Source organism: Rhodopseudomonas sp. RCAM05734 (genome assembly GCF_052658035.1).
On sequence record NZ_CP199742.1, the window covers coordinates 770,332 to 790,271 of the forward strand.

Genomic DNA, 19,940 nt, shown 5'->3' on the forward strand with positions numbered 1-19,940 from the left:
AGGAGACTTCTAGACGGCAATGCCCGTCGATTGGAAGTGGCATGGCGCAGGGGCGCTATGCAGCACCCCTGACAACATCAGAGCCGACATTGATCGGCATCAACCCGCCGACGCGCTTCAGGGTGCAAACTAGCGATCAGCCCGACTGATGACGGCCATGAGTTCCGAGATCTTTGCCCGCTGATCGGCCTTGTCGCCACTCGCAATCGCGTGTTCGACGCAGTGCGACACGTGGTCCTTCAATATTTCTTCTTCGACGCGCCGGAGCGCCGCGCGCACCGCAGAAATCTGCGTGACGATATCGATGCAGTAGCGATCCTCCTCGACCATTTTCGACAGGCCGCGGACCTGCCCCTCAATACGGCCGAGGCGTTTTTGACAAGATGTCTTGATGTCGTTTCGCATGACGTCTATATACCCCCCATGGGTATTGGTTGCAAGCGGATGACGGAGAATGCGATGACCGACGCGATGAACGCAAATTCTGGTGTCGGTTCAGAAAGTTCCGGCTGTGGCTGCTCATCCGGGGGCAAGGCCGCGCCGTCGCCAACTACCGCGGCCCCAGCCGTTACGGCGACCACAGCCGCCGCGTGCTGCGGCGGAGGTCACGATCATTCCGGCCACGATCAAGGTGCCCATGGTTCCGACAACAAGACGACCGTGCTGGATCCCGTTTGCGGGATGAGCGTCGACCCGGCGACCAGCAAGCTTCGTTTTGACTATCGCGGCGAGACCTATCACTTCTGCTCGGCCGGCTGCCGAACCAAGTTCGCGGCCGAACCGCAGCAATATCTCGACAAGCGCAGGCCGAAAGTCGAGGCGCCGGAGGGGGCGATCCACACCTGCCCGATGCATCCGGAGATTCGCCAGGTCGGCCCGGGAAGCTGCCCGATCTGCGGCATGGCACTTGAGCCCGAGGTGGCCAGCCTGGACACCCCGCCCAATCCCGAATTGGCCGATATGACCCGCCGCTTCTGGATCGGACTGGCGCTGTCGGTGCCGCCCGTGGTGCTCGAAATGGGCGGCCACCTCGCCGGCGGTCACGGCTGGGTCGATCAAACCTTGTCCAACTGGATCCAGCTGGTCTTCGCCACGCCTGTCGTGATCTGGGCCGGCTGGCCGTTCTTCGTGCGCGGCTGGCAGTCGCTGCTGACGCGCAACCTCAACATGTTCACCCTGATCGCCACCGGCACCGGCGTGGCCTACCTCTACAGCCTTGTTGCAACCATCGCGCCCGGCATTTTCCCGGCCAACTTCCGCGGACATGGCGGCGCCGTCGCCGTCTATTTCGAATCCGCCGCGGTGATCACCGTGCTGGTGCTGCTGGGCCAGATGCTCGAGTTGCGCGCCCGCGAAGCAACCTCCGGCGCCATCAAGGCGCTTCTCGAACTTGCGCCCAAGACCGCCCGCCTGGTCGATGACGCCGGCATCGATCACGAGGTCCAGATCGACAGCCTGCATGTCGGCGACAAATTGCGGGTCCGGCCCGGCGAGAAGGTGCCTGTCGACGGCATCATCCTGGAGGGACGCTCGGCGCTCGATGAATCGCTGATCACCGGTGAATCCATGCCGGTGACCAGGGAGACGGGCGGCAAAGTGATCGCCGGCACGCTCAACCAATCCGGGGGCTTTGTGATGCGCGCCGACAAGGTCGGGCGCGACACGTTGCTGTCCCAGATCGTCAAGATGGTGGCTGACGCGCAGCGCTCGCGCGCGCCGATCCAGCGCCTTGCCGACCGCGTCGCCGGCTGGTTCGTGCCGACCGTGATCGCGGTGGCACTCATCGCCTTCGGCGCCTGGGCTTCATTCGGACCCGAGCCCCGCATGGCGTTCGGCCTGGTCGCCGCGGTGAGTGTGCTGATCATCGCCTGCCCCTGCGCGCTCGGCCTCGCCACCCCGATGTCGATCATGGTCGGCGTCGGCCGCGGTGCCCAGGCCGGCGTACTGATCAAGAATGCCGAAGCCCTGGAGCGCATGGAGAAGATCGACACGCTGGTGGTCGACAAGACCGGGACTCTGACGGAAGGCAAGCCGAAGGTCGTCTCGATCGTTGCGGCGACAGGATTCGACGAGAGCGAAATTCTGCGACTGGCGGGCAGCGTCGAGCGCGCCAGCGAGCACCCACTCGCCGATGCTATCGTGCGCGCTGCCAAGGAACGACATCTCGATCTGGGAAAGGTCGAGGACTTCGACTCGCCGACCGGCAAGGGCGCCGCCGGCACAGTCGACGGCAAGACGGTTCTTCTCGGCAATGCCAGCTTCCTTACATCGCAAGGTATCGAAACGCAGTCGCTTGACCAACGGGGCGAGCAATTGCGCGGCGAAGGCGCCACGGTGATCAACATCGCCATCGATGGCAGACTGGCCGGACTGTTCGCCATCGCCGATCCGGTGAAGCCGTCGACACCCGACGCCTTGAAGGCGCTGGCGGCGGAGGGCATCAAGGTCATCATGCTGACCGGAGACAACCGGACCACCGCCAGCGCCGTGGCCCGGAAGCTCGGGATCGCCGATGTGGAAGCGGAGGTCCTTCCCGACCAGAAGAGCGCTGTCGTCGCCAGGCTGCAGAAGGCCGGGCGGATCGTCGCGATGGCCGGCGATGGCGTCAACGACGCCCCGGCGCTTGCCGCCGCTGACGTCGGCATCGCCATGGGGACCGGTACCGATGTGGCCATGGAGAGTGCCGGCATCACTTTGCTGAAGGGCGATCTCGGCGGCATCGTGCGCGCACGGCGGCTGTCGCAGGCGACCATGAGCAATATCCGCCAGAATCTGTTCTTCGCCTTCATCTACAACGCTGCCGGCATCCCGATCGCAGCAGGTATCCTCTATCCAAGCTTCGGTATCCTGCTGTCGCCGATCATTGCCGCCGCGGCCATGGCACTCTCCTCCGTCAGCGTCGTCGGCAATGCCCTGCGGCTGCGCGTGACCCCGCTGTAGCAAGCCGGGTGAAGCAGCTGCTGATGCGCGCAGCCACCTGCTGCGACTCAAAGTAGGCGCTCAACGCCCCGAAGGCAGGTTTCTCCGGCGGCGATTAGCATCGCCGCCGGAGATCGCTCACTTGGCCTTCTGTATTTTTGTGACGGTAATCCCGGCCGCGGTCCGTTCTGCTTCGAACTGCACCCTGTCGCCAGCTTTTAACGGCTTCAGCATGGCCGGATCCTGCACGCGAAACACCATCGTCATGGTCTCGTCGTCCATATCGAGGCTCTTGATCGGGCCATGTTTCAGCGTGATCTTGCCGGCCGCCAGATCGATCTTTTTCACTTCGCCCTTGACCATCGCGTCCTGTGCGAATGCGGCGGACGCAGCCAGCAGCGCGAAAGCGAGAACGGTTACTCCGCGTTTGATATTGAGCATTTTCTTTCCTTTCGGGATCGAGTTGAACTACTTGACAACGACGGTGCCGATCATTCCGGACTCCCGGTGCGTCGGGATCAGGCACGAATATTCGAACGTGCCGGCCTTCGAGAATTTCCAGAGGATCTCGCCGGATTTTTTCGGCGCGAGCCGCAGGCCGTTCGGCTCATCGTGCTCCATGTCCGGGTTTTTCTTCATCGCTTCCCCGTGCTTCAGATTTTCGGCGGTTGTCGCCAGCAGGAACTCGTGGGCTTCCGTGCCGACGTTGCGCAGCACGAAACGGATCTGCTCGCCGCGTTTCACCTGGATGACCGCGGGCGAATAGTCCATTTCGTTCAGGGTGACGACGATTTCCCTTGCCGGCTTTCCTGGATTGCCGGGCTCGCCTGCTGAATAGCCGCCATGCCTTTCGTGAGCGAAGGCCGGCATGGCCCCGACAAACGTGAAGGCAGGCATGACCATCCATGCGAGCCTGCGGTTTCGATTGACGTTCATGCGATTTCTCTCTTCGATGGGTTTGGGCCGCTGAATGGTGTCATCGCGCTACATGTGTTTCATGCCCTTCATCTCTCCGGGCTTGGATCCCTTGGCTTTCGTGGTCCCACCCTTGAGCTCGGCCGGTCGCGGTGCTTCGCCCGACGGCGCCTCCACCTCGTATGCGACGGTGCCGGGTGGGTGCTTGTACGGACCGGGGTCGCTGTAGTCGTCGCGCGCGAGGCCCTCGCGGATCTTCATGACGGTGAACATGCCGCCCATCTCGATCGGTCCGAACTGCCCGGAGCCCGTCATCATCGGCAGCGTGTTGTCGGGCATCGGCATCTCCATGTCGCCCATGGCGCCGCCCGTCGTTCCCATCACCATCGCGTCGGGAGCGAGCTTGCCCAGCACCTTCGCCAGATCCCTTTTGTTGACGCCGATGAGATTGCGGACATCGTGTCCCATCGAGTTCATGGTGTGATGCGACTTGTGGCAGTGGAACGCCCAATCGCCGGGATTGTCGGCGGTGAAGTCGAAGGCGCGGATCGAGCCGACCGGGATGTCCGTCGTCACTTCCGGCCACTGCGCGCTCTCGGGCACCCAGCCGCCGTCGGTGCAACTGACCGCAAAGCTGTGGCCGTGCAGATGGATCGGGTGGTTGGTCATGGTCAGGTTGCCGACCCGGACGCGGACCCGGTCGCCGAGGCGCACGGCCAGCGGATCGATGCCCGGGAACACCCGGCTGTTCCACGCCCACATGTTGAAGTCGGTCATCTCGTTGACCTTCGGCAGGTAGGTGCCGGGGTCGAAGCGATAGCTGCTCATGATGAAGACGAAGTCGCGGTCGACGGGGCGGAATGACCTCTCGCGCGGGTGCACGACGATCATGCCCATCATACCCATGGCCATCTGGACCATCTCGTCCGAATGCGGATGATACATGAACGAACCGCTGTGCTTCATCTCGAATTCATAGACGAAGGTCTTGCCGGGCAGGATATGCGGCTGGCTGAGGCCGCCGACGCCGTCCATGCCGCTCGGCAGGATGACGCCGTGCCAGTGCACCGTGGTGTGTTCGGGCAGCTTGTTGGTGACGAAGATACGGACCTTGTCGCCTTCGACCGTTTCGATCGTCGGCCCCGGAGACTGGCCGTTGTAGCCCCACAGATGCGCCGTCATGCCCTCCGCGAACTCGCGCTCGACCGGCTCGGCCACCAGATGGAATTCCTTCCAGTCGCCGTTCATGCGCCAAGGCAGCGTCCAGCCGTTCAGCGTGACCACGGGATTGTAGTCGGGGCCGCTTGTGGGATGCAGCGGCGGCTGCATCGTGACCTTCTCCATCGTCGGTGCTTCGGGGATAGCCGCCGCCTGGGCGCGGCCGGTGACAGCGGCGGCACTGGCGAGCGCCGTGGCAGTGCCGAGGAAATTTCTGCGCGACAACATGGGATTCTCCATTTCAATGCGCTCCGACGCCGGACGCCTGCGCGGTCGCGGTCAATCTGGTTTCGGATTGGGATTCGCCGCGACCGCCGCCGTTGACCGCGGTCTGCAGTTCGGACTGCGCGAGCCAAAAGTTGCGCCTGGCCTCGATGGCCGCGCGCAACGCCGCGATGCGTTGCCGCGCCTCCGTCAGAAGCGCGAACACGTCGACCTGCATGCTGCTGAAGCGAAGCTGCATCTCGTCGGAGATGATCTTGCGCAACGGCAGCACTTCGCGCTGGTAGTGGCTGGCGATGTCGTAGGTCGAGCGGTAGACGCGGAACGCGTCGCGCGCCTCGGAGCGGACGTTGATCGCCTTCTCCGTGAGCAGATTGAACGATTGATTGTAGGTCTCGGCGGCCTGGCGGACGCGAACCTCGCCGCCGTCGTAGATCGGAATCTGGAACTGGATGTCGAAGCCCCGCTCGCGGAACGGCGCGCCTTCGGGATCGCTGGTCTTGCGATCGATGCCCGCGACATCGAGCACGGTCACGAAGCGGCTGGCCTGCGTGAGATCGAGCGACCTGGCGAGCGCAGCCAATTCGATCCGGGCGATCTGCAGGTCGATGCGGTGGGTGACGGCGTCGGCCTCGACACCTTGCAGCGCCAGCGGCCGGCGCGGCAAAGCGGGCAGCCGCTGCGGCAGCTTGATGCCGGTGTCGCCATCCCACAGACCGAGCAGGCGGATCAGCCGCTCGCGCGAACTCGTCGCCTCCTGGCGCAGCGTCGCCAGGTCCGCCGTGGTTTCCGCGTAGAACACCTGCTCGCGGGCCTGATCCAGTCTGTTGAGCGATCCCGTCTCGCCAAGCTTCTGTGCGAGCTGGGCGGTGGATTCGGCGGTCGACCGGGCGTCGGCGAGCAGGCCGACGAGTTCGTTGGCGGCCACCGTCCTGCAATAGGCGCGGCGGACGTCGGCGGCCAGGCGCAGCGTCTCTTCGGCCGCGCGCAGTTGCGCCTTCTGGAAGCGTTGGCGGACGATCTCCGAGCGGAACGGCAGCGTCGCAAGCGCGAGAATATCGCCGACCACCTGCCGCTCGATCTCCAGCGCGCCGTTGCCGGAGATCCGCGAGATCGAGAAGGTCGGGTTGGGCGGCAGGCTCTCCCCGACGAGATCCGTCTCGGCCAGCGCCAGTTCGTTGTAGGCGGCCTGCAGACCCCGATTGCTCAACAGCGCCACCTGCACCGCGGCGTCCACGGTGAGCGTCCGGCGCAACAAGTCCTTGACGGCGCTGTCGGCGCGCAACGCGTCGTCCTGGGTCCGGATCGAAATGACGTCCTTCCCGATGGTCTCGCCGGCGATACTGGCGACGACGCCCATGCCGGCATCCGGCGAGAAGCTGGCGCATCCGGACAGCAAGAGCGCCGAGAGCAGGACCGCTGCCGGCCGGGAGCCGCGGCGGGCGGAACGGTGTTGGCAGATGTGATGCGCGTTGGACATGTCCGCTCCTACCGGTCTGTCTTGGCTGCGGGAGCGACACGGTCGTTCCGCTCCCTCCACGCTGATGGAGCGACCGGACGGAGGCTGATGTAGGGAGCGACGGTCGAGCGGTAGGCGGTGCCCGCCACCCTCGCGGAAGGGTCGGCCGGATCGGCCCCCGCCAACGGCGCCGCCGCTGGCAGGCAGCCCCCCAACGTGAGGGCGACCGCGGACAAGGCGGCAAACACCGCCAGTCGTGAGTCGTATAGAGTTACGGCCACCGAACCAACGGCGGCGATCTTCGCCCCAAACTGCGCAAACATGTTGTCTTCCTGAGATGTCGATGGACCACAGGCACACCCGCCCCGATGAGGCGTCGCACCGCGTCGAAGCGATCAGATCAGGCGATGGGGGGGCGGTAGTGCATGGCGGGGGCGTTGTCCGCCGCTGCGCGGTAAGTTGCCACGATACGGACCTCGGTCGACAATGGAGGCATAGCGATATCGTACAACGAGGCAGGCATCGCTGAGACGCACATCAGCGCGCAGCATTTGCCGCCGGTGGCGTGCGGGCCCTTTTGCGCAGGAGCTTCGTCGTCATCCATTGCCGACGACATCGTTGATGGCTCGTCGCCGGACATCGCCATCGCATGCGCCGAATGATCGTGCACCTGTCCGTCGAGACGGGCATGCATCGGCTGAGCGGCTTCGTCATGCATCGGTATCGCGCCAGACATCAAACTTCCCATGCTCATGCAGGGAACAGCATGGTCGCCCGGCAGGGCATAGGAAAGCGCCGGCGCCATGACGCACAGCAGATAAACGAGGGCGACGATCCACCCTACCTTCATCCGCCGGTTCCTGGTGAGCTTGACGAGCATTTCGAGTCGGTTGCCTTAGATCGCTGGAGTCGATCCAGGCAATTTATCCGTGAAATCTCCGTCCGCCAAGCCGCTTGTGTCCGCCGGTCATCTTTCGGCCCTTTCAAGCAGGGCCGTCAGTTCGGCGAACTTCTGGCGCTGCTCGGCCTTGCTCCCGCAAGCGAACGCATGCCGCGCGATGCGCGAGCTAACGCAGATGAGCCTGGCGTGGACCACTACCGTGTAACACCGGCGGCCTGGTCGACCTACAAAAGTGAATCGTCGATCAGACAAACACGGGCCGCCTCAGGAACGCCGATCCATAGCGACCGCTACGCTTGAGGCGGGCGCCGAGTTGCGCATCGACCAGTTCGAACACCGGCTTCGCATGCGCGCCCATATCGGCGAACGGGGTCTGCGACGGCTGCAGGCGAACCACCACCTCGTCGGACTCCGACAGCGCACGGAACGAATGTGCCTGCAGCCGCTCCGACGCATCGGTCATCAGCACCCAGGAATAATCCTCGACCTGCATCACATGGTCGACCTCGTCGTCCCACGCGCACAGCACCACTTCGAGCTGCGAGAAGCCACCGGGATCGGCGGCGAAAGCGCCGGCGACGGCTTCGACGGCGCCGCTGACATCACCGGCGCTGGCGGCTAGCACATCGCGGATCACCACCGTGATCGGGCCGCGGCCGTCGGCCGGTCCCTTCATGATCAAATGCGCCTCGGGTGCCTGGTGCCGATCGAAGCGGCGTGCCGCCTGCAACAGCGCCGCGGACGGCTGCAAGGGGTCCGGCGCGTCGCACACGGCATCGGCGCGAATGACGGTGCTGCGGTCGCGCGCCTTGATATCGTCGGCCTGCCAGTAGGAAGCCGGCAGCCACGCGGTCTCGATCTGGCGCTGCGATGCCGCCAGCGTCCATGCCTGGTCGAGCAGGAAGGATTCCGGCAGGTTCGGATGGCCGCGCGCGAGGCGCTGCCACATGTCGAGCAGCGCGCGCGCCGGTTCGGTCTGGTTGAAGAACAGCGCGCCGGTGTCCATCTCGCCCGACGGCCGCCGGTGCACGGCGAAATCGCACCCCAGCGATTGCGGCAGCAGCGGCAGGTCCTGCGCGCGGGCGCGCGGGTCGAGCCAGAACACCGGCCGATCGCCGCTGTCCAATTGACGGACGATGAAGTCGATCTTCGGCGCGTTCACGGCCAGGCTGTCGATATCCGGCAGGTCGGATTCGACGGCGTATTCGAGGCCGAGCCGCGCCAGGTCGCCGACCAGTTCCTCCGCACAAGACTCCGCCGGGCTGCCTTGCGCGAAGCTCGATACATAGAGTGTGTCCTGCTTGCGATACATTCCGGTGCGCGGGGTCAGCGGCTTCACGCCGCCCCACCACAGATGATGCGGGGCCGCCGAACCCTGCGCCCCGATCGAGCCATAAGGATGCAGCCGCGTCTTCAACGTGTCGAAGGCCGGGTTCTCGCTGTAGGGTAGAACGACAAGCGTATTCTCGTGCAGCGAGCCGATCAGCGTCTCGAGTCGCGGCGCACTTGCGGGCTCCAGCACCACCACCAGTGCGGCGGGCATCGCGACGTCGCTGACGCCGTCCCACAGCACCAGCTCCATGCTGTCGCGCGTCAACTGCTGCAGCCGGCTGAGCTGCGCGGCACCGAGCCGCAAGGCGCTGGTCCCGGATTGCGAGATGATTTGTTCAAGCACGGAGCTCATGGGATGGCCGACCTGTGTAAGTGTGTCTGTCTGATACGGATCGACGCGCGGAATCAGGCGGAGGGCTTGGAGCACGATTCAGCCGAATGGAATCGTGTCCCGGACACAGTGCACTGCGTTCCGGACAAGATCCGCCGATGCATCAACCTCTAGTCCATCGCGAGAATTCGCCCGCCGCCAAGCGGCGTCAGCCCGATGCTGAGCACCGTTACGGCTGCGGTCGGCGCCAGCAGCTCGATGACCAGCGCGGCATCGGCGGCATCGGCGCTGTAGTAGCGGTTGCTCCCCGTCATGCCGCTGCGCCTGACCTGCGGTGGCGCGAGCAGCACGATGCGGCTGTCGCGCAGCGCCTGCCTGACGCTTTCGCCCGACTGCAGGAACGGGCCGTCGATCACCGCCTCCTTGGCCAACCGTGCGACCGGCACCGTCACCGTCACCGTGCGAATCGCCATGCTGCGCGACAGGGGAATGCGAATCCGCATATCGCCAAATCCGGTGCGGTAGCAACCGACCTTCACCGTGCCGGCGATTCCCGTTGCGCTCACGAGGGAGACGTCGATCTCGCCGCACTTGACGTCGCCGAAGATGTCCGCCGGCAGCGCATTGCTGCCGAACAGCAGATTGAGGAAGCCCTGCGCCGGCGAGATCGCCGCGAACGAGCCCGCAAGCCACATCGGCGGATCGCGCGCGATACAGGCGTCCGGCAGCGACTGCGTGACCTGGAAGGCGGCCAGCACGCTGTCGTCGATGAGCGGCGCCAGATTGGTGGTGCCGAGATTGACGTCGTGCCGGAGCGTGCCTAGCAGTTGCAAGTCGCTGTCGGTGGGAAGCAGCAGCAGCCGTCCGAGCGTGGCGGCAACGGTGCCGGCGGCAACATCGAGATTGCCGTGAGGCGCCATGCCCAGCTCCGGCGCCAGCGCACACGCCATGGCAACGTATTCCAGCGTACCGGCCTGGGCATCGCCGGCGAGCGCCAGCTGGTGGTCCGACTGCAGATGCGGCTCGTGCAGCACCGCACCGTCGCGATAGCCCAGCACAGAGCCGGTGGGCGCGCAGCACAACTGTTCGAGCAGTGCCACGTTGCGCAACAGCATGCGCTTGACGTGCGGCGTCACGACGAGGTCCGAGATTATGCCTTCATAGCTGTCGTCGTCGCTGCATTCGACGAAGCCATCGTCCAGCGTCAGCAGATACAGGCCGTGCAGCCGCGCGGTGACGCCCTCGATGTCGAAAATCCGGCGGAGCGATTTCTGGATGCTGCCGGAATAGCCGAGGTCGACCAGCACCAGATCGGTGCAGCGGTCGAGATCGGGCAGTTGCGTGCGCAGATAGCCCATCAGTTCCGACCGCAGACCCGCGGCGAGCGTCGTGATCTCGCTTTCGTCGAGCAGATCCGGCAGCGCGGCGGCCAACTTGCGCCCGGCGGCGATGCCGTCGGGACAACGCGCCAGGAACGCGACCACGCCGTGCGGCAGACACTTGGCGATGGCTGCAAAGGTCGCGCCGTCTATGGCCGGCAGCTTGTCGATCAGCTCGACCAGCGGCGCCAGCGTGTCCGCCGAGGCCATCATGCCGACGCGGCGATTGATCTCCAGATAGACGGCGGGCTCAGTGCGGGCCGCGTGCCAGACCTGGTGCGACAGAAATCCGTCGCGGCCGAGAAACGCCACGCAGGTCTTGCCGCTGCCGGCGTCGATCGCGGCGACGCGGTCGGCGATGAAGGCATCGAAGGCGTGCATCGCCGGACCCAGCACCGTGACGCCGAGATCGAAGGCGCCGGATCGCGGCGGCACGCGCGACGCTACCAGGCGCCGCAGCGTGCGCGCGCCACCATCGAGTGTGGACGCGCCGGCCCGGCACAGCAGCCTTGCAACCTGCGCTTCGCGGTTAAACACCGACATCAGCGCAGCGCTGGCCTGCGGCAGATGCAGCGCGGCGATGCCGTGCCGTTTTGCGCCGTCGATATCGGCGTGGAGGTTGTCGCCTAGGTGCACCGCGCAATCCGGTGTCACGCCTTGCTCGGCCAGATAGACGGGAAACAGACCATCGCCCTTGTTGGTGCCGCTCTCGCCGGATGCATAGAGAAAATCCCAGACCAGCCCGGGGCACGCGTTCTGCAGCAGCTCGCCGAGCTGCGACACACTCCAGTAGGTGTCCGAGATGAAGCCGGTGCGCACGCCGGTGGCGCGCATCTCCTGATACTTCGCCAGCACGTAGGGATTGGCGCGGCACAAGTTCAGTTCGGCGGCGAACTCGGCCGCGACCAGTTCCGGCAGCGCGGCGCGCGTCAGTCGAAACAGCCTGAACGGAAAAAACCGATAGACGTCGGCGATCCCTACCTCCGGCGAGCCGCGGCGCTGAAGGGCTTCCTTGCGCGCTCGCGCCTCGGCCTGGCGGCGATGCTCGACATAGGAGACAGACGCATCGGGAAACAATGCGAAGGCCGGAGACAGCTGAAACGCGCGCTCATAGACGCCTTCGGGGTTCGTGCAGGCGCGCACCAGGAATGTATCGAAGATGTCGAACGAGACGGAGTTTGTTACTGTCGGTGTCTGCACGTCTCTCAACATGGCCGTAGTGTGAACGTTCATCACTGAACCTTTCGCGTTGTGTTTGATAAACGCGAACGCGCGCGAAATCAGGCGCAAGAACTACAATTCATATCGAAGATAGTGCGTTTCATTTTCATCCACAGGAAAAGTGCGCTATTTTTTTGGAACATGATTCGGCAAAATTTCCTAGCGTTGGTTCAACCATCCACCTTCGATCACGCCGCGGAAATCGAAATCGACTCACGGGAGAGCGCAGCTCGACGCTGTTTGCGCCATTCCATGTTTGGCTTGCGTCCGTCCGCTGGCATTCGTTCGTCACTGTGCCGCAGCTACTTGTTCCTTTGAGACATGCCGATGACTTCTTCGATTTGCAGCCGGTCACGACCACACTGCGGCCCGCGCCGCGGCGGCAGAATTTGCCGGGAGGCGGGCAGAATTTTCCGACTAACTCTTTGTAAAATAAATCAAAATTGCCCGCCCGAATTTTTCGGAGTGGCCGTTCAACTCTCCGAAGGCGCCCAGACTCAGCGTCTGTCGGCATAGGGTTGGGAGAAGAGCATGGCATTCGCGCTCGATATTCAGGCAGCAATCGAGATCTTGCCGGCGGCGATGACGCAGCCGCAGGCCGAACCGCCGGATCGCACCTCGCTGGGCCTGCCAGTGCACGACGAAGACGAAGAATTGCTGAACCGCCTTGCCGCGCATGATGAGTCTGCATTTCGCCAGTTGGTCGAACGCCATATCGATCGCGCCTTCGGCATCGCGCTGCGCCTGCTCGGCAGCCGCGCCGACGCCGAGGACGTGGTGCAGGACACCATGCTGAAGGTGTGGACGCATCGCGGACGATGGGAGCACGGCCGCGCCAAGTTCTCGACGTGGCTCTATCGCGTGGTCACCAACCGCTGCATCGATCTGCACCGCCGCCCGCGCACCGACAATGTCGACGCCGTTCCGGAGCCGGTGGATGCGCAGCCCGACGCCATCAGCACGATGGAGCGCAACGAAGTGACGAAGCTGCTGGAAAGCGCGATGCAGCGCCTGCCCGAGCAGCAGCGCGTTGCGGTGATCCTATCCTACCACGAGAACATGAGCAACGGCGAGATCGCCGAAGTCATGAGCTCCACGGTCGCCGCAGTGGAGTCGCTCCTCAAGCGCGGCCGCCAGCAGCTGCGCGAGATGCTGCGCCGGCATCAACCGGACATCCTCAACTCGTTAAGCGATTGCTAACCATAAATCTTCCGCCGCAGATATAGCCCGCCTGAATTGTCTCTGTCGCTCCGTTTAGGGAGTGGACGGGGGCTGGCCTGCGTCTGGGATTTAGATCCCCCTTCTGACAGCACCCGCCGCCGAGCAATCCAACAGGAGCACGTCAATGCCCGTTATCTCAACCAACACCGCAGCGAACTCTGCAGTCCGCTACCTGAATACGAACTCCGCGCAGATGTCGAGTTCGCTGGCCAAGTTGTCGAGCGGCTCGAAGATTACTTCCGCCTCCGACGATGCCGCCGGCCTCGCGATCTCGACCCGCATCTCGTCCGACGTCACCACGCTGCAGCAGGCCGCGACCAACGCCTCGCAGGCCACCTCGATCCTTCAGGTTGCCGACGGCGGCGCCTCCAACATCAGCGACATCCTGTCGCGCATGAAGTCGCTGGCTTCGGAATCGTCGTCCGCCACCGTGACCGACAGCAGCCGCGCCTATCTGAATTCGGAATTCACCGCGCTGTCGAGCCAGATCGACAGCATCGCGACCGGCACCCGCTATAGCGGCCAGAGCCTGCTCGACGGCAGCAGCACCTTCGCCTCGGGCGCGTCGGTTCTCGTCGGTTCGAACGCCGCCGACACCATCACCGTCACGCTGACCAGCCTGAAGTCCAGCACGCTCGGCGTCGCCTCGCTCGATATATCCTCGCAAAGCGGCGCGACCTCGGCGCTGACCACGCTGGACACCGCGATCGACAAGGTCTCGGCCGCGCGCGCCAGCATCGGCGCCCAGGAATCGCGTTTCAACTTCAGCGCGACATCGATCTCGACCCAGACGCAGAACCTGCAATCGGCCAATTCGGCGATCACCGACGTCGACATCGCCTCCGAGCAGGCCAAGCTGTCGACCGCCCAGGTCAAGGTCCAGGCGGCCGTGTCGGCGGAATCCGCCGCCAACCAGATGCCGCAGTATCTGCTCAAGCTGCTTGGCTAACGACGGCCCCGTGAGCCGGCCGACAGGCCGGCTCACCCTTTTTCGAAAGCGAGTGCCTTGTCATGGCGACGGTGAGCAGTTCGAGTTCAGGTTCCACGATCGCGGCCGCGGCCACGACCACGACGACGTCGGGCACCAAGACAACGACAAGCGTCGACTGGGATGCGCTGATCACCGCGCAGGTCGCCACCAAGACCGCGGCGGCCACGACCATCGATACCAAGATCACGGCCAACAAGGCCAAGATCTCCGCCTATCAGAGTCTGCAGACGCTGCTCGCGACGCTGACCACCGACACCACGGCGATGTCGAAATCGATCGTCAACTCGCTGTCCTCGAGCCTCTACGGCTCGCGCTCGGCGACCATTACCGCGACCGGCGACGTCAGCGCCTCCTCTGCCGTGTCGATGTCGATCAGCAACGGCACCGCCACCGGCGATCACACCCTGACGATCAGCCAGCTCGCCACGGCCCAGAAGGTGATCGGCACCTCGGTCTCCGACAAGACCGCGGACCTCGGCTATACCGGCTCGTTCTCCATCGGCCTCGCCGGCGGGACCAGCGCCGACATCTCCGTCACCAGCGGCATGTCGATGGAAGACGTCGTCGACTCCATCAATGCGCAATCCTCGACGACCAACGTGCAGGCCTCGATCATCCAGGTCTCCAGCTCCAGCTACGAGATGGTGCTGACCGCCCTCAACGACAATGCGAATATCCAGACCAGCACGATTTCCGGCAACGACGTTCTCAACGGCCTCGGCATCACCGACAGCACCGGCGCTTTTGCCGACGTGCTGCAGAAAGCGCAGCCGGCGCAGTTCACGCTGGATGGCATTTCGCTGACCCGCGACACCAACGATATCACCGACGTGTTGAGCGGGGTGTCGTTCAGCCTTCTGCAGACAACGCCAACCGGCTCCACCGTGAATATCGCGATCGACACCGACACCAGCGCGATCGAGACGGCACTCACGACCTTCGTCAAGAGCTACAATGCCGTTCGCGACTTTGTCGCCACGCAGCAGTCGCTGTCCTCCGACGGCACGGTTGACTCGACCTCTGTGCTGTTCGGCGATGGCACCATGCGCAATATCGTGACCCAGCTCGAACAGTCGATGAATACCAGCGTCGGTGGCCTGTCGATGAGCGATCTCGGCCTGTCCTTCGACGAGAACAACGATCTCGTCCTGAGTGCCAGCAAGCTGCAGACGACCCTCGCCGACAATCTCAGCGGCGTGATTGCGCTGCTCGCGTCGAAAACCACCACGTCGTCGAGCACCCTCGCGGTGATCAACACCAATGCATCGCCGCCGGCGTCGTTCGTCCTTGACCTCGCGGTCGACAGCTCGGGAGCGCTGACGTCGGCATCCGTCGGCGGCGACAGTTCACTATTCACCGTCAGCGGCAGCACCATCATCGGAGCGGCCAATACGATCTATGCCGGCATGGCGTTCACCTATTCAGGATCGACAGCGCAATCCATTACCGTGACCTCGACAACCGGAATCGCTGCGCAGATCAATGCACAGGCCACCGCGGCCTCGAACACCAGCACGGGATCGCTGCAGAACGTCGTGACCAATCTGCAGTCGCAGGATGACAGCATGCAGTCGCAGATCGACGACATCAACGCGCGGGCTGCGGTCTACAAGGCGATGCTGACCGCGCAATACTCAAAATACCAGTCCGCCATCTCGACGGCAAATTCGACGCTGGACTACCTTTCCGCCCTCCTCAATTCGAGTAGCAACTAATGATGCAACATCAGCCGAATTTCCATGCCGCGCAGGCCTATCGCAGCGCCTCGACGGCAGTCTCGCCGCTGCGCGCGGTGATCATGATGATCGATGGCGCCATCGGCTTCCTCAACAAGTCGATCAAGGCCGGAGAGGACGGGCAGTTCGAGGACAGCCACAATCACATGATCCGCGCCACCGCGATCCTGCGCGGTCTGAGCCATAACCTGAACTTTGAAAAGGGCGGCGAGGTGGCTGAGGGCCTGCACACGACCTATCATGCGCTGATCATGGCCTGCCTGCGGTCGTATGGCCGGCCGAACTCGGCGCACGCCTATCGGCGCATCATCGCCAGCCTGAAGGAAATGCGCGATGCCTGGATTTTCGTGGCTCTGCAGCCCGCCAAGGCGAGCTGACGACCGCACCGGCCCGTCCGGGACGCCGATACCGGCCGCATTTCCCGCAGTTACCCGGCTTTTCACGGTTGAAAATACCCCGCCGGTGTTGCCTATCCCCGAGCCGTGCCCTAGGACCGTAGCGGCCCCGCCATGACGCGGGCTGCCCTGGATCCGCATTTCATTCCGGGCACGAGGCTTTCGGATAACGTTCCCATGATGGATGACGCAGAGTTTGAGGATCTGCTCGGCCGCCTCGGCGACGACCTGGCCCAATGGCCGGCGCCGCAGCAGGACGCCGCAGCCATTCTGCTTCGCTCATCGGAGAAAGCGCGCACCGCTTTGGCGGAAGCCCGGCGGCTGCGCGCGGCGCTGCAATCCGCCCCGGTCCGTGCCCCGGCCGGACTGCTCGACCGTATCGTGCAGAAAGCCCGGCAGTCCGACACCGACGGCAGCAAGGATGCCGCGTCCGAGACCGACGATGCGCCGCCCACCGCTCCCAAAGGTTCGGCGCTCGTCCTCGCCCTGTGCCTGCTTGGCGGCGTTTTCACCGGCGATCTGCCGGGCCCCGAAGCCGGCGCGCGCCATGTCGTTCCGGCAACGCAGGCGTAATTGGCCGGGATCGCCGCACGCCACGGTCTGATGATCTGAACCCAATCGAGACGGCAACGGTCATCCAGCTCTCCCCTCCAGCGAAGCTTCGCTTCGCGCGGGAGGAGAGGGCGCGCACGGCCCTTTTCGACCGCGTGAGCAACGCACGGCGAGGCCGGCGAACCCGCCGCTAGCCGACGCCCCGCAGCGGCAATTTTTGCCTGGCGGAGCCTCCTGCCTCATATCGAAAACATCGCGATTAGCCCTGCAGCACAGCGATAACTGCAATTTTCCATGGCGCCGCGCGGCGCGCATTTCAGGCGACAAAAATTTGCGCCTGAATCGCCTGGAGCCTCCGTTTCACTAAAGAGCGGAATTCAAGACCCCCCAATTCACCGCAGCACTTTCGAAGCGCAACGCGTTTCGGAAACCGCCGGAGCGCGCCATGAGCATCACCACCACCGCAGCCACCGCGACATCGACGGCAACCACGACAACAACCGCGGCCGCCGCGAGTTCGACGTTGAGTTCAGGCGATTTCCTCAACCTGCTGGTCTCCGAGCTGCAGAACCAGAACCCGCTGGATCCCACCAGCACCACCGATTTCACCACCCAGCTGACGTCCTACGCCAGCTTCGATCAGCAGAAGACGCTCAACAGCAATCTCAGCTCGCTGCTGACCTCGTTCAACAGCCTGCTGACGCTGAACTCGTCGAACTACATCGGCCAGACGGTGACCGCGAAAGCCGCGACGGCAACGCTCGAGAACAGCTCGATCGCCTACGGCTACTCGCTGGATTCCGCCGCCTCCGCCGTCACCCTCACGGTCAACGATTCCTCCGGCAACGCGGTGTGGACCGGCAGCGGCACCACCACCGCCGGCAGCAACAGCTTCACGTGGGACGGCACCAAGACCGACGGAATGCAACTCGCGGATGGCGGCCAGTACACGCTGACGGTGAGCGCCACCGATTCCAGCGGCGCCGCGGTCTCTGGCTACACCACAGTCACCGGCAAGGTAACCGGCGTCGATAGTTCGAGCGGCACCGCGATGCTGCTGGTCGGAAAAACCTCCCTCGCCACCAGCAGCGTCATCGGCGTCACATCCTGAACCGATTTGGAGTAAAGTCATGAGTCTCTCAGGGGCACTATCTTCAGCGATCTCCGCATTGAGTGCGCAGAGTTCGGCGATCGCCATGATCTCCGACAACATCGCCAACTCCTCCACCGTCGGTTACAAGACAACATCAGCGTCGTTCGAGTCGCTGGTCTCCAGTTCGTCGGGCAGCAAGAGCTACGCGTCCGGCGGCGTCAACACGCTGTCGTCGTCGAACATCTCGACGCAAGGCCTGCTGACCACCACCACCTCTGCCACCGACATGGGCATCCAGGGCAACGGCTTCTTCGCGGTCACCACCTCGCTGACCGGCGGCTCCACGGAATATACGCGGAACGGCGCGTTCTCGGTCGACAGCAGCGGCTATCTGACCAACGCCAGCGGCGCCTATCTGATGGGCTGGCGCACCGACGCCGACGGCAAGGTCGTCGGCAATGCCAGCAGCGACAACCTTGTGCCGATCGATACCAGCATCGCAGCGACCAGCGGCAGCGCCACCGCCGCAACCGCCGTGAAAGGCAACCTGCCGGCGGATGCGGCCACCAACGCGACCTTCACCAATTCGATTTCCGTGTACGACTCGCTCGGCACCGCGCAGTCGATCCAGGCAACCTGGACCAAGACCGGCACCAACACCTGGAGCGGCAGCTTCGCCAACCCGACCTCGTCGTCGGACTCCACCACCGGCACCGGAACAACCAGCGGAACGGTCACCGTCACCTTCAACACCGACGGCTCGTTGGCGAGCACGACGCCCAGTCCGCCTGTGGTGAACGTGACCGGCTGGACCGACGGCGCGGCGGACAGCACGATCACGCTGAATCTCGGCACTGTCGGCGGCACCAACGGGCTGACCCAGTACACTTCCGGCGAAACCACCCCCACGGCAAGTCTGACCAGCGAATCCGACGGCCTCGCCTACGGCAAGCTGAGCAGCGTCGCGGTCGGCGACAACGGCAACGTCAATGCCACCTACTCCAACGGCAAGACCATCACGATCTACAAGGTGCCGGTAGCCACCTTTACGGCGCAGGATCAGCTGACCGCCGACAGCAACGGGCTGTACAAGGCGAATGCGGCGTCTGGCAATGCCACGCTGCAGGCCTCCGGCACCGGCGCTGCCGGCAAGATCTATGGCAGCGAGCTGGAATCCAGCACAACCGATACCAACACCGAATTCAGCAGCATGATCTCGGCGCAGCAGGCCTATTCGGCGGCATCTCAGGTGATCACGGCGGTGAACAAGATGTTCGACACGCTGATCTCGAGCATGAGGTAACCATGAGCGACGGCGGAAACGACGACGTGCTGTTCGGCCGGCTGCGCCGCCTGGTCGCGACCGCCAGGACCGTCCAGAAGCGCGACCGGCGCAACCTGCTGGCGCTGGAGAACGACATCCGTGCGGTGCGCGCCGAACTGGCTCAACGTTGCGCCTTACTGGCGCAGCAGATGAAAGATGCGGGCGCCCGCACCGTGGCGATCAACGCCTATGCCCGCACCGGATCCCTCGCGCGCGGCCTGCCGCTTGCGCCTCACAAACAACCAACGGAGTGACTACCATGATCAACAACAACTCTCCGCGCCACGCGGTCGCCACCACCGACGGCAGGCGCATCGAGGACCTGATCGAGCTGATCGACGCCCTGATCGATGTGGTGACCGAGGAGAACATCGCGCTGGCCATGGGCCTGCCCGCCTCGCAATCGCAGCACACGGCGCGCAAGCTCGAACTGGCCGACCTGTTCGAAATGTGGGTCAAGGAGGTGTCCATGAAGAACCTGCTGCACACGCCGAACCGGCCGCTGCAGCAGAAGGTGCTGGGACGCATCGACCGGTTGCGCGTCTCGACGGATGAGAACATGACCCGCCTGCGCGCCGCCATCGAGGCCAGCCAGCGCCGCATCGACGCGGTGATGAACGCGATCCGCGCGCAGATTTCCGACAACTCGCCATACGGCGCCAGCGGCCGGATCAACGGCAGCGCCGCCTCCTATGCGCGCGGGTTGAGCGCCTAACCCCCAACTGCATCGA

General features: G+C 64.3%; 18 protein-coding genes. 10 read left to right on the forward strand and 8 right to left on the reverse strand.

What is annotated here, in order from left to right; all coding sequences use genetic code 11:
* Nucleotides 1-129: 129 nt before the first annotated feature.
* The gene (locus tag ACUXVA_RS03870) at nucleotides 130-405 is read right to left on the reverse strand and encodes a metal-sensitive transcriptional regulator (protein WP_265081505.1); all 276 of its coding nucleotides are present in this window, start codon (nucleotides 403-405) and stop codon (nucleotides 130-132) included.
* 54 nt (nucleotides 406-459) lie between these two features.
* On the opposite strand from ACUXVA_RS03870, the gene ACUXVA_RS03875 reads away from it, so the two are divergent.
* Nucleotides 460-2,940, forward strand: a complete 2,481-nt coding sequence (locus tag ACUXVA_RS03875; protein WP_265081504.1) for a heavy metal translocating P-type ATPase — start codon at nucleotides 460-462, stop codon at nucleotides 2,938-2,940.
* Nucleotides 2,941-3,057: 117 nt separating this feature from the next.
* Here ACUXVA_RS03875 and ACUXVA_RS03880 read toward each other — a convergent pair whose 3' ends face one another.
* The 7 genes from ACUXVA_RS03880 to ACUXVA_RS03910 form a co-directional block, all read right to left on the reverse strand.
* On the reverse strand, nucleotides 3,058-3,360 hold the full coding sequence (locus ACUXVA_RS03880; protein WP_265081503.1) for a copper-binding protein: 303 nt from the start codon (nucleotides 3,358-3,360) through the stop codon (nucleotides 3,058-3,060).
* A gap of 27 nt (nucleotides 3,361-3,387) precedes the next feature.
* Nucleotides 3,388-3,822, reverse strand: coding sequence for a cupredoxin domain-containing protein (locus ACUXVA_RS03885; protein ID WP_413776490.1), 435 nt, complete (start codon nucleotides 3,820-3,822; stop codon nucleotides 3,388-3,390).
* An 81-nt stretch (nucleotides 3,823-3,903) separates the two neighbouring features.
* Nucleotides 3,904-5,280 (reverse strand): multicopper oxidase family protein, encoded by a 1,377-nt coding sequence (locus ACUXVA_RS03890; RefSeq protein WP_265081502.1) that lies wholly within the window; start codon nucleotides 5,278-5,280, stop codon nucleotides 3,904-3,906.
* A gap of 13 nt (nucleotides 5,281-5,293) precedes the next feature.
* Nucleotides 5,294-6,754, reverse strand: coding sequence for a TolC family protein (locus tag ACUXVA_RS03895; RefSeq protein ID WP_265081501.1), 1,461 nt, complete (start codon nucleotides 6,752-6,754; stop codon nucleotides 5,294-5,296).
* 379 nt (nucleotides 6,755-7,133) lie between these two features.
* The gene (locus ACUXVA_RS03900) at nucleotides 7,134-7,613 is read right to left on the reverse strand and encodes a hypothetical protein (RefSeq protein ID WP_445490916.1); all 480 of its coding nucleotides are present in this window, start codon (nucleotides 7,611-7,613) and stop codon (nucleotides 7,134-7,136) included.
* A 265-nt stretch (nucleotides 7,614-7,878) separates the two neighbouring features.
* A complete protein-coding gene (locus tag ACUXVA_RS03905) occupies nucleotides 7,879-9,318 on the reverse strand; it encodes a hypothetical protein (protein WP_265081498.1) in 1,440 nt (479 codons plus the stop codon).
* A 149-nt stretch (nucleotides 9,319-9,467) separates the two neighbouring features.
* On the reverse strand, nucleotides 9,468-11,909 hold the full coding sequence (locus tag ACUXVA_RS03910) for a hypothetical protein (RefSeq protein ID WP_445490918.1): 2,442 nt from the start codon (nucleotides 11,907-11,909) through the stop codon (nucleotides 9,468-9,470).
* 519 nt (nucleotides 11,910-12,428) lie between these two features.
* On the opposite strand from ACUXVA_RS03910, the gene ACUXVA_RS03915 reads away from it, so the two are divergent.
* The 9 genes from ACUXVA_RS03915 (at nucleotide 12,429) to ACUXVA_RS03955 (ending at nucleotide 19,924) form a co-directional block, all read left to right on the forward strand.
* Nucleotides 12,429-13,097, forward strand: coding sequence for an RNA polymerase sigma factor (locus ACUXVA_RS03915; RefSeq protein ID WP_445490920.1), 669 nt, complete (start codon nucleotides 12,429-12,431; stop codon nucleotides 13,095-13,097).
* Between the two features lie 145 nt (nucleotides 13,098-13,242).
* On the forward strand, nucleotides 13,243-14,067 hold the full coding sequence (locus ACUXVA_RS03920; RefSeq protein ID WP_265081496.1) for a flagellin: 825 nt from the start codon (nucleotides 13,243-13,245) through the stop codon (nucleotides 14,065-14,067).
* Between the two features lie 62 nt (nucleotides 14,068-14,129).
* Nucleotides 14,130-15,824 carry a flagellar filament capping protein FliD gene (gene fliD / locus ACUXVA_RS03925; protein ID WP_445490922.1) on the forward strand — a complete coding sequence of 565 codons (1,695 nt, stop codon included), beginning with the start codon at nucleotides 14,130-14,132 and terminating at the stop codon, nucleotides 15,822-15,824.
* Nucleotides 15,825-15,826: 2 nt separating this feature from the next.
* Nucleotides 15,827-16,222 (forward strand): flagellar export chaperone FliS, encoded by a 396-nt coding sequence (locus tag ACUXVA_RS03930; RefSeq protein ID WP_265083530.1) that lies wholly within the window; start codon nucleotides 15,827-15,829, stop codon nucleotides 16,220-16,222.
* A gap of 132 nt (nucleotides 16,223-16,354) precedes the next feature.
* Nucleotides 16,355-16,813 (forward strand): hypothetical protein, encoded by a 459-nt coding sequence (locus ACUXVA_RS03935; RefSeq protein ID WP_445490925.1) that lies wholly within the window; start codon nucleotides 16,355-16,357, stop codon nucleotides 16,811-16,813.
* Between the two features lie 424 nt (nucleotides 16,814-17,237).
* A complete protein-coding gene (locus tag ACUXVA_RS03940; protein WP_265081493.1) occupies nucleotides 17,238-17,903 on the forward strand; it encodes a flagellar hook assembly protein FlgD in 666 nt (221 codons plus the stop codon).
* 19 nt (nucleotides 17,904-17,922) lie between these two features.
* A complete protein-coding gene (flgE, locus tag ACUXVA_RS03945) occupies nucleotides 17,923-19,188 on the forward strand; it encodes a flagellar hook protein FlgE (RefSeq protein WP_265081492.1) in 1,266 nt (421 codons plus the stop codon).
* Nucleotides 19,189-19,190: 2 nt separating this feature from the next.
* A complete protein-coding gene (locus ACUXVA_RS03950; RefSeq protein WP_265081491.1) occupies nucleotides 19,191-19,463 on the forward strand; it encodes a hypothetical protein in 273 nt (90 codons plus the stop codon).
* A gap of 5 nt (nucleotides 19,464-19,468) precedes the next feature.
* Nucleotides 19,469-19,924, forward strand: a complete 456-nt coding sequence (locus tag ACUXVA_RS03955) for a flagellar protein FlgN (RefSeq protein WP_265081490.1) — start codon at nucleotides 19,469-19,471, stop codon at nucleotides 19,922-19,924.
* Nucleotides 19,925-19,940 lie beyond the last annotated feature (16 nt).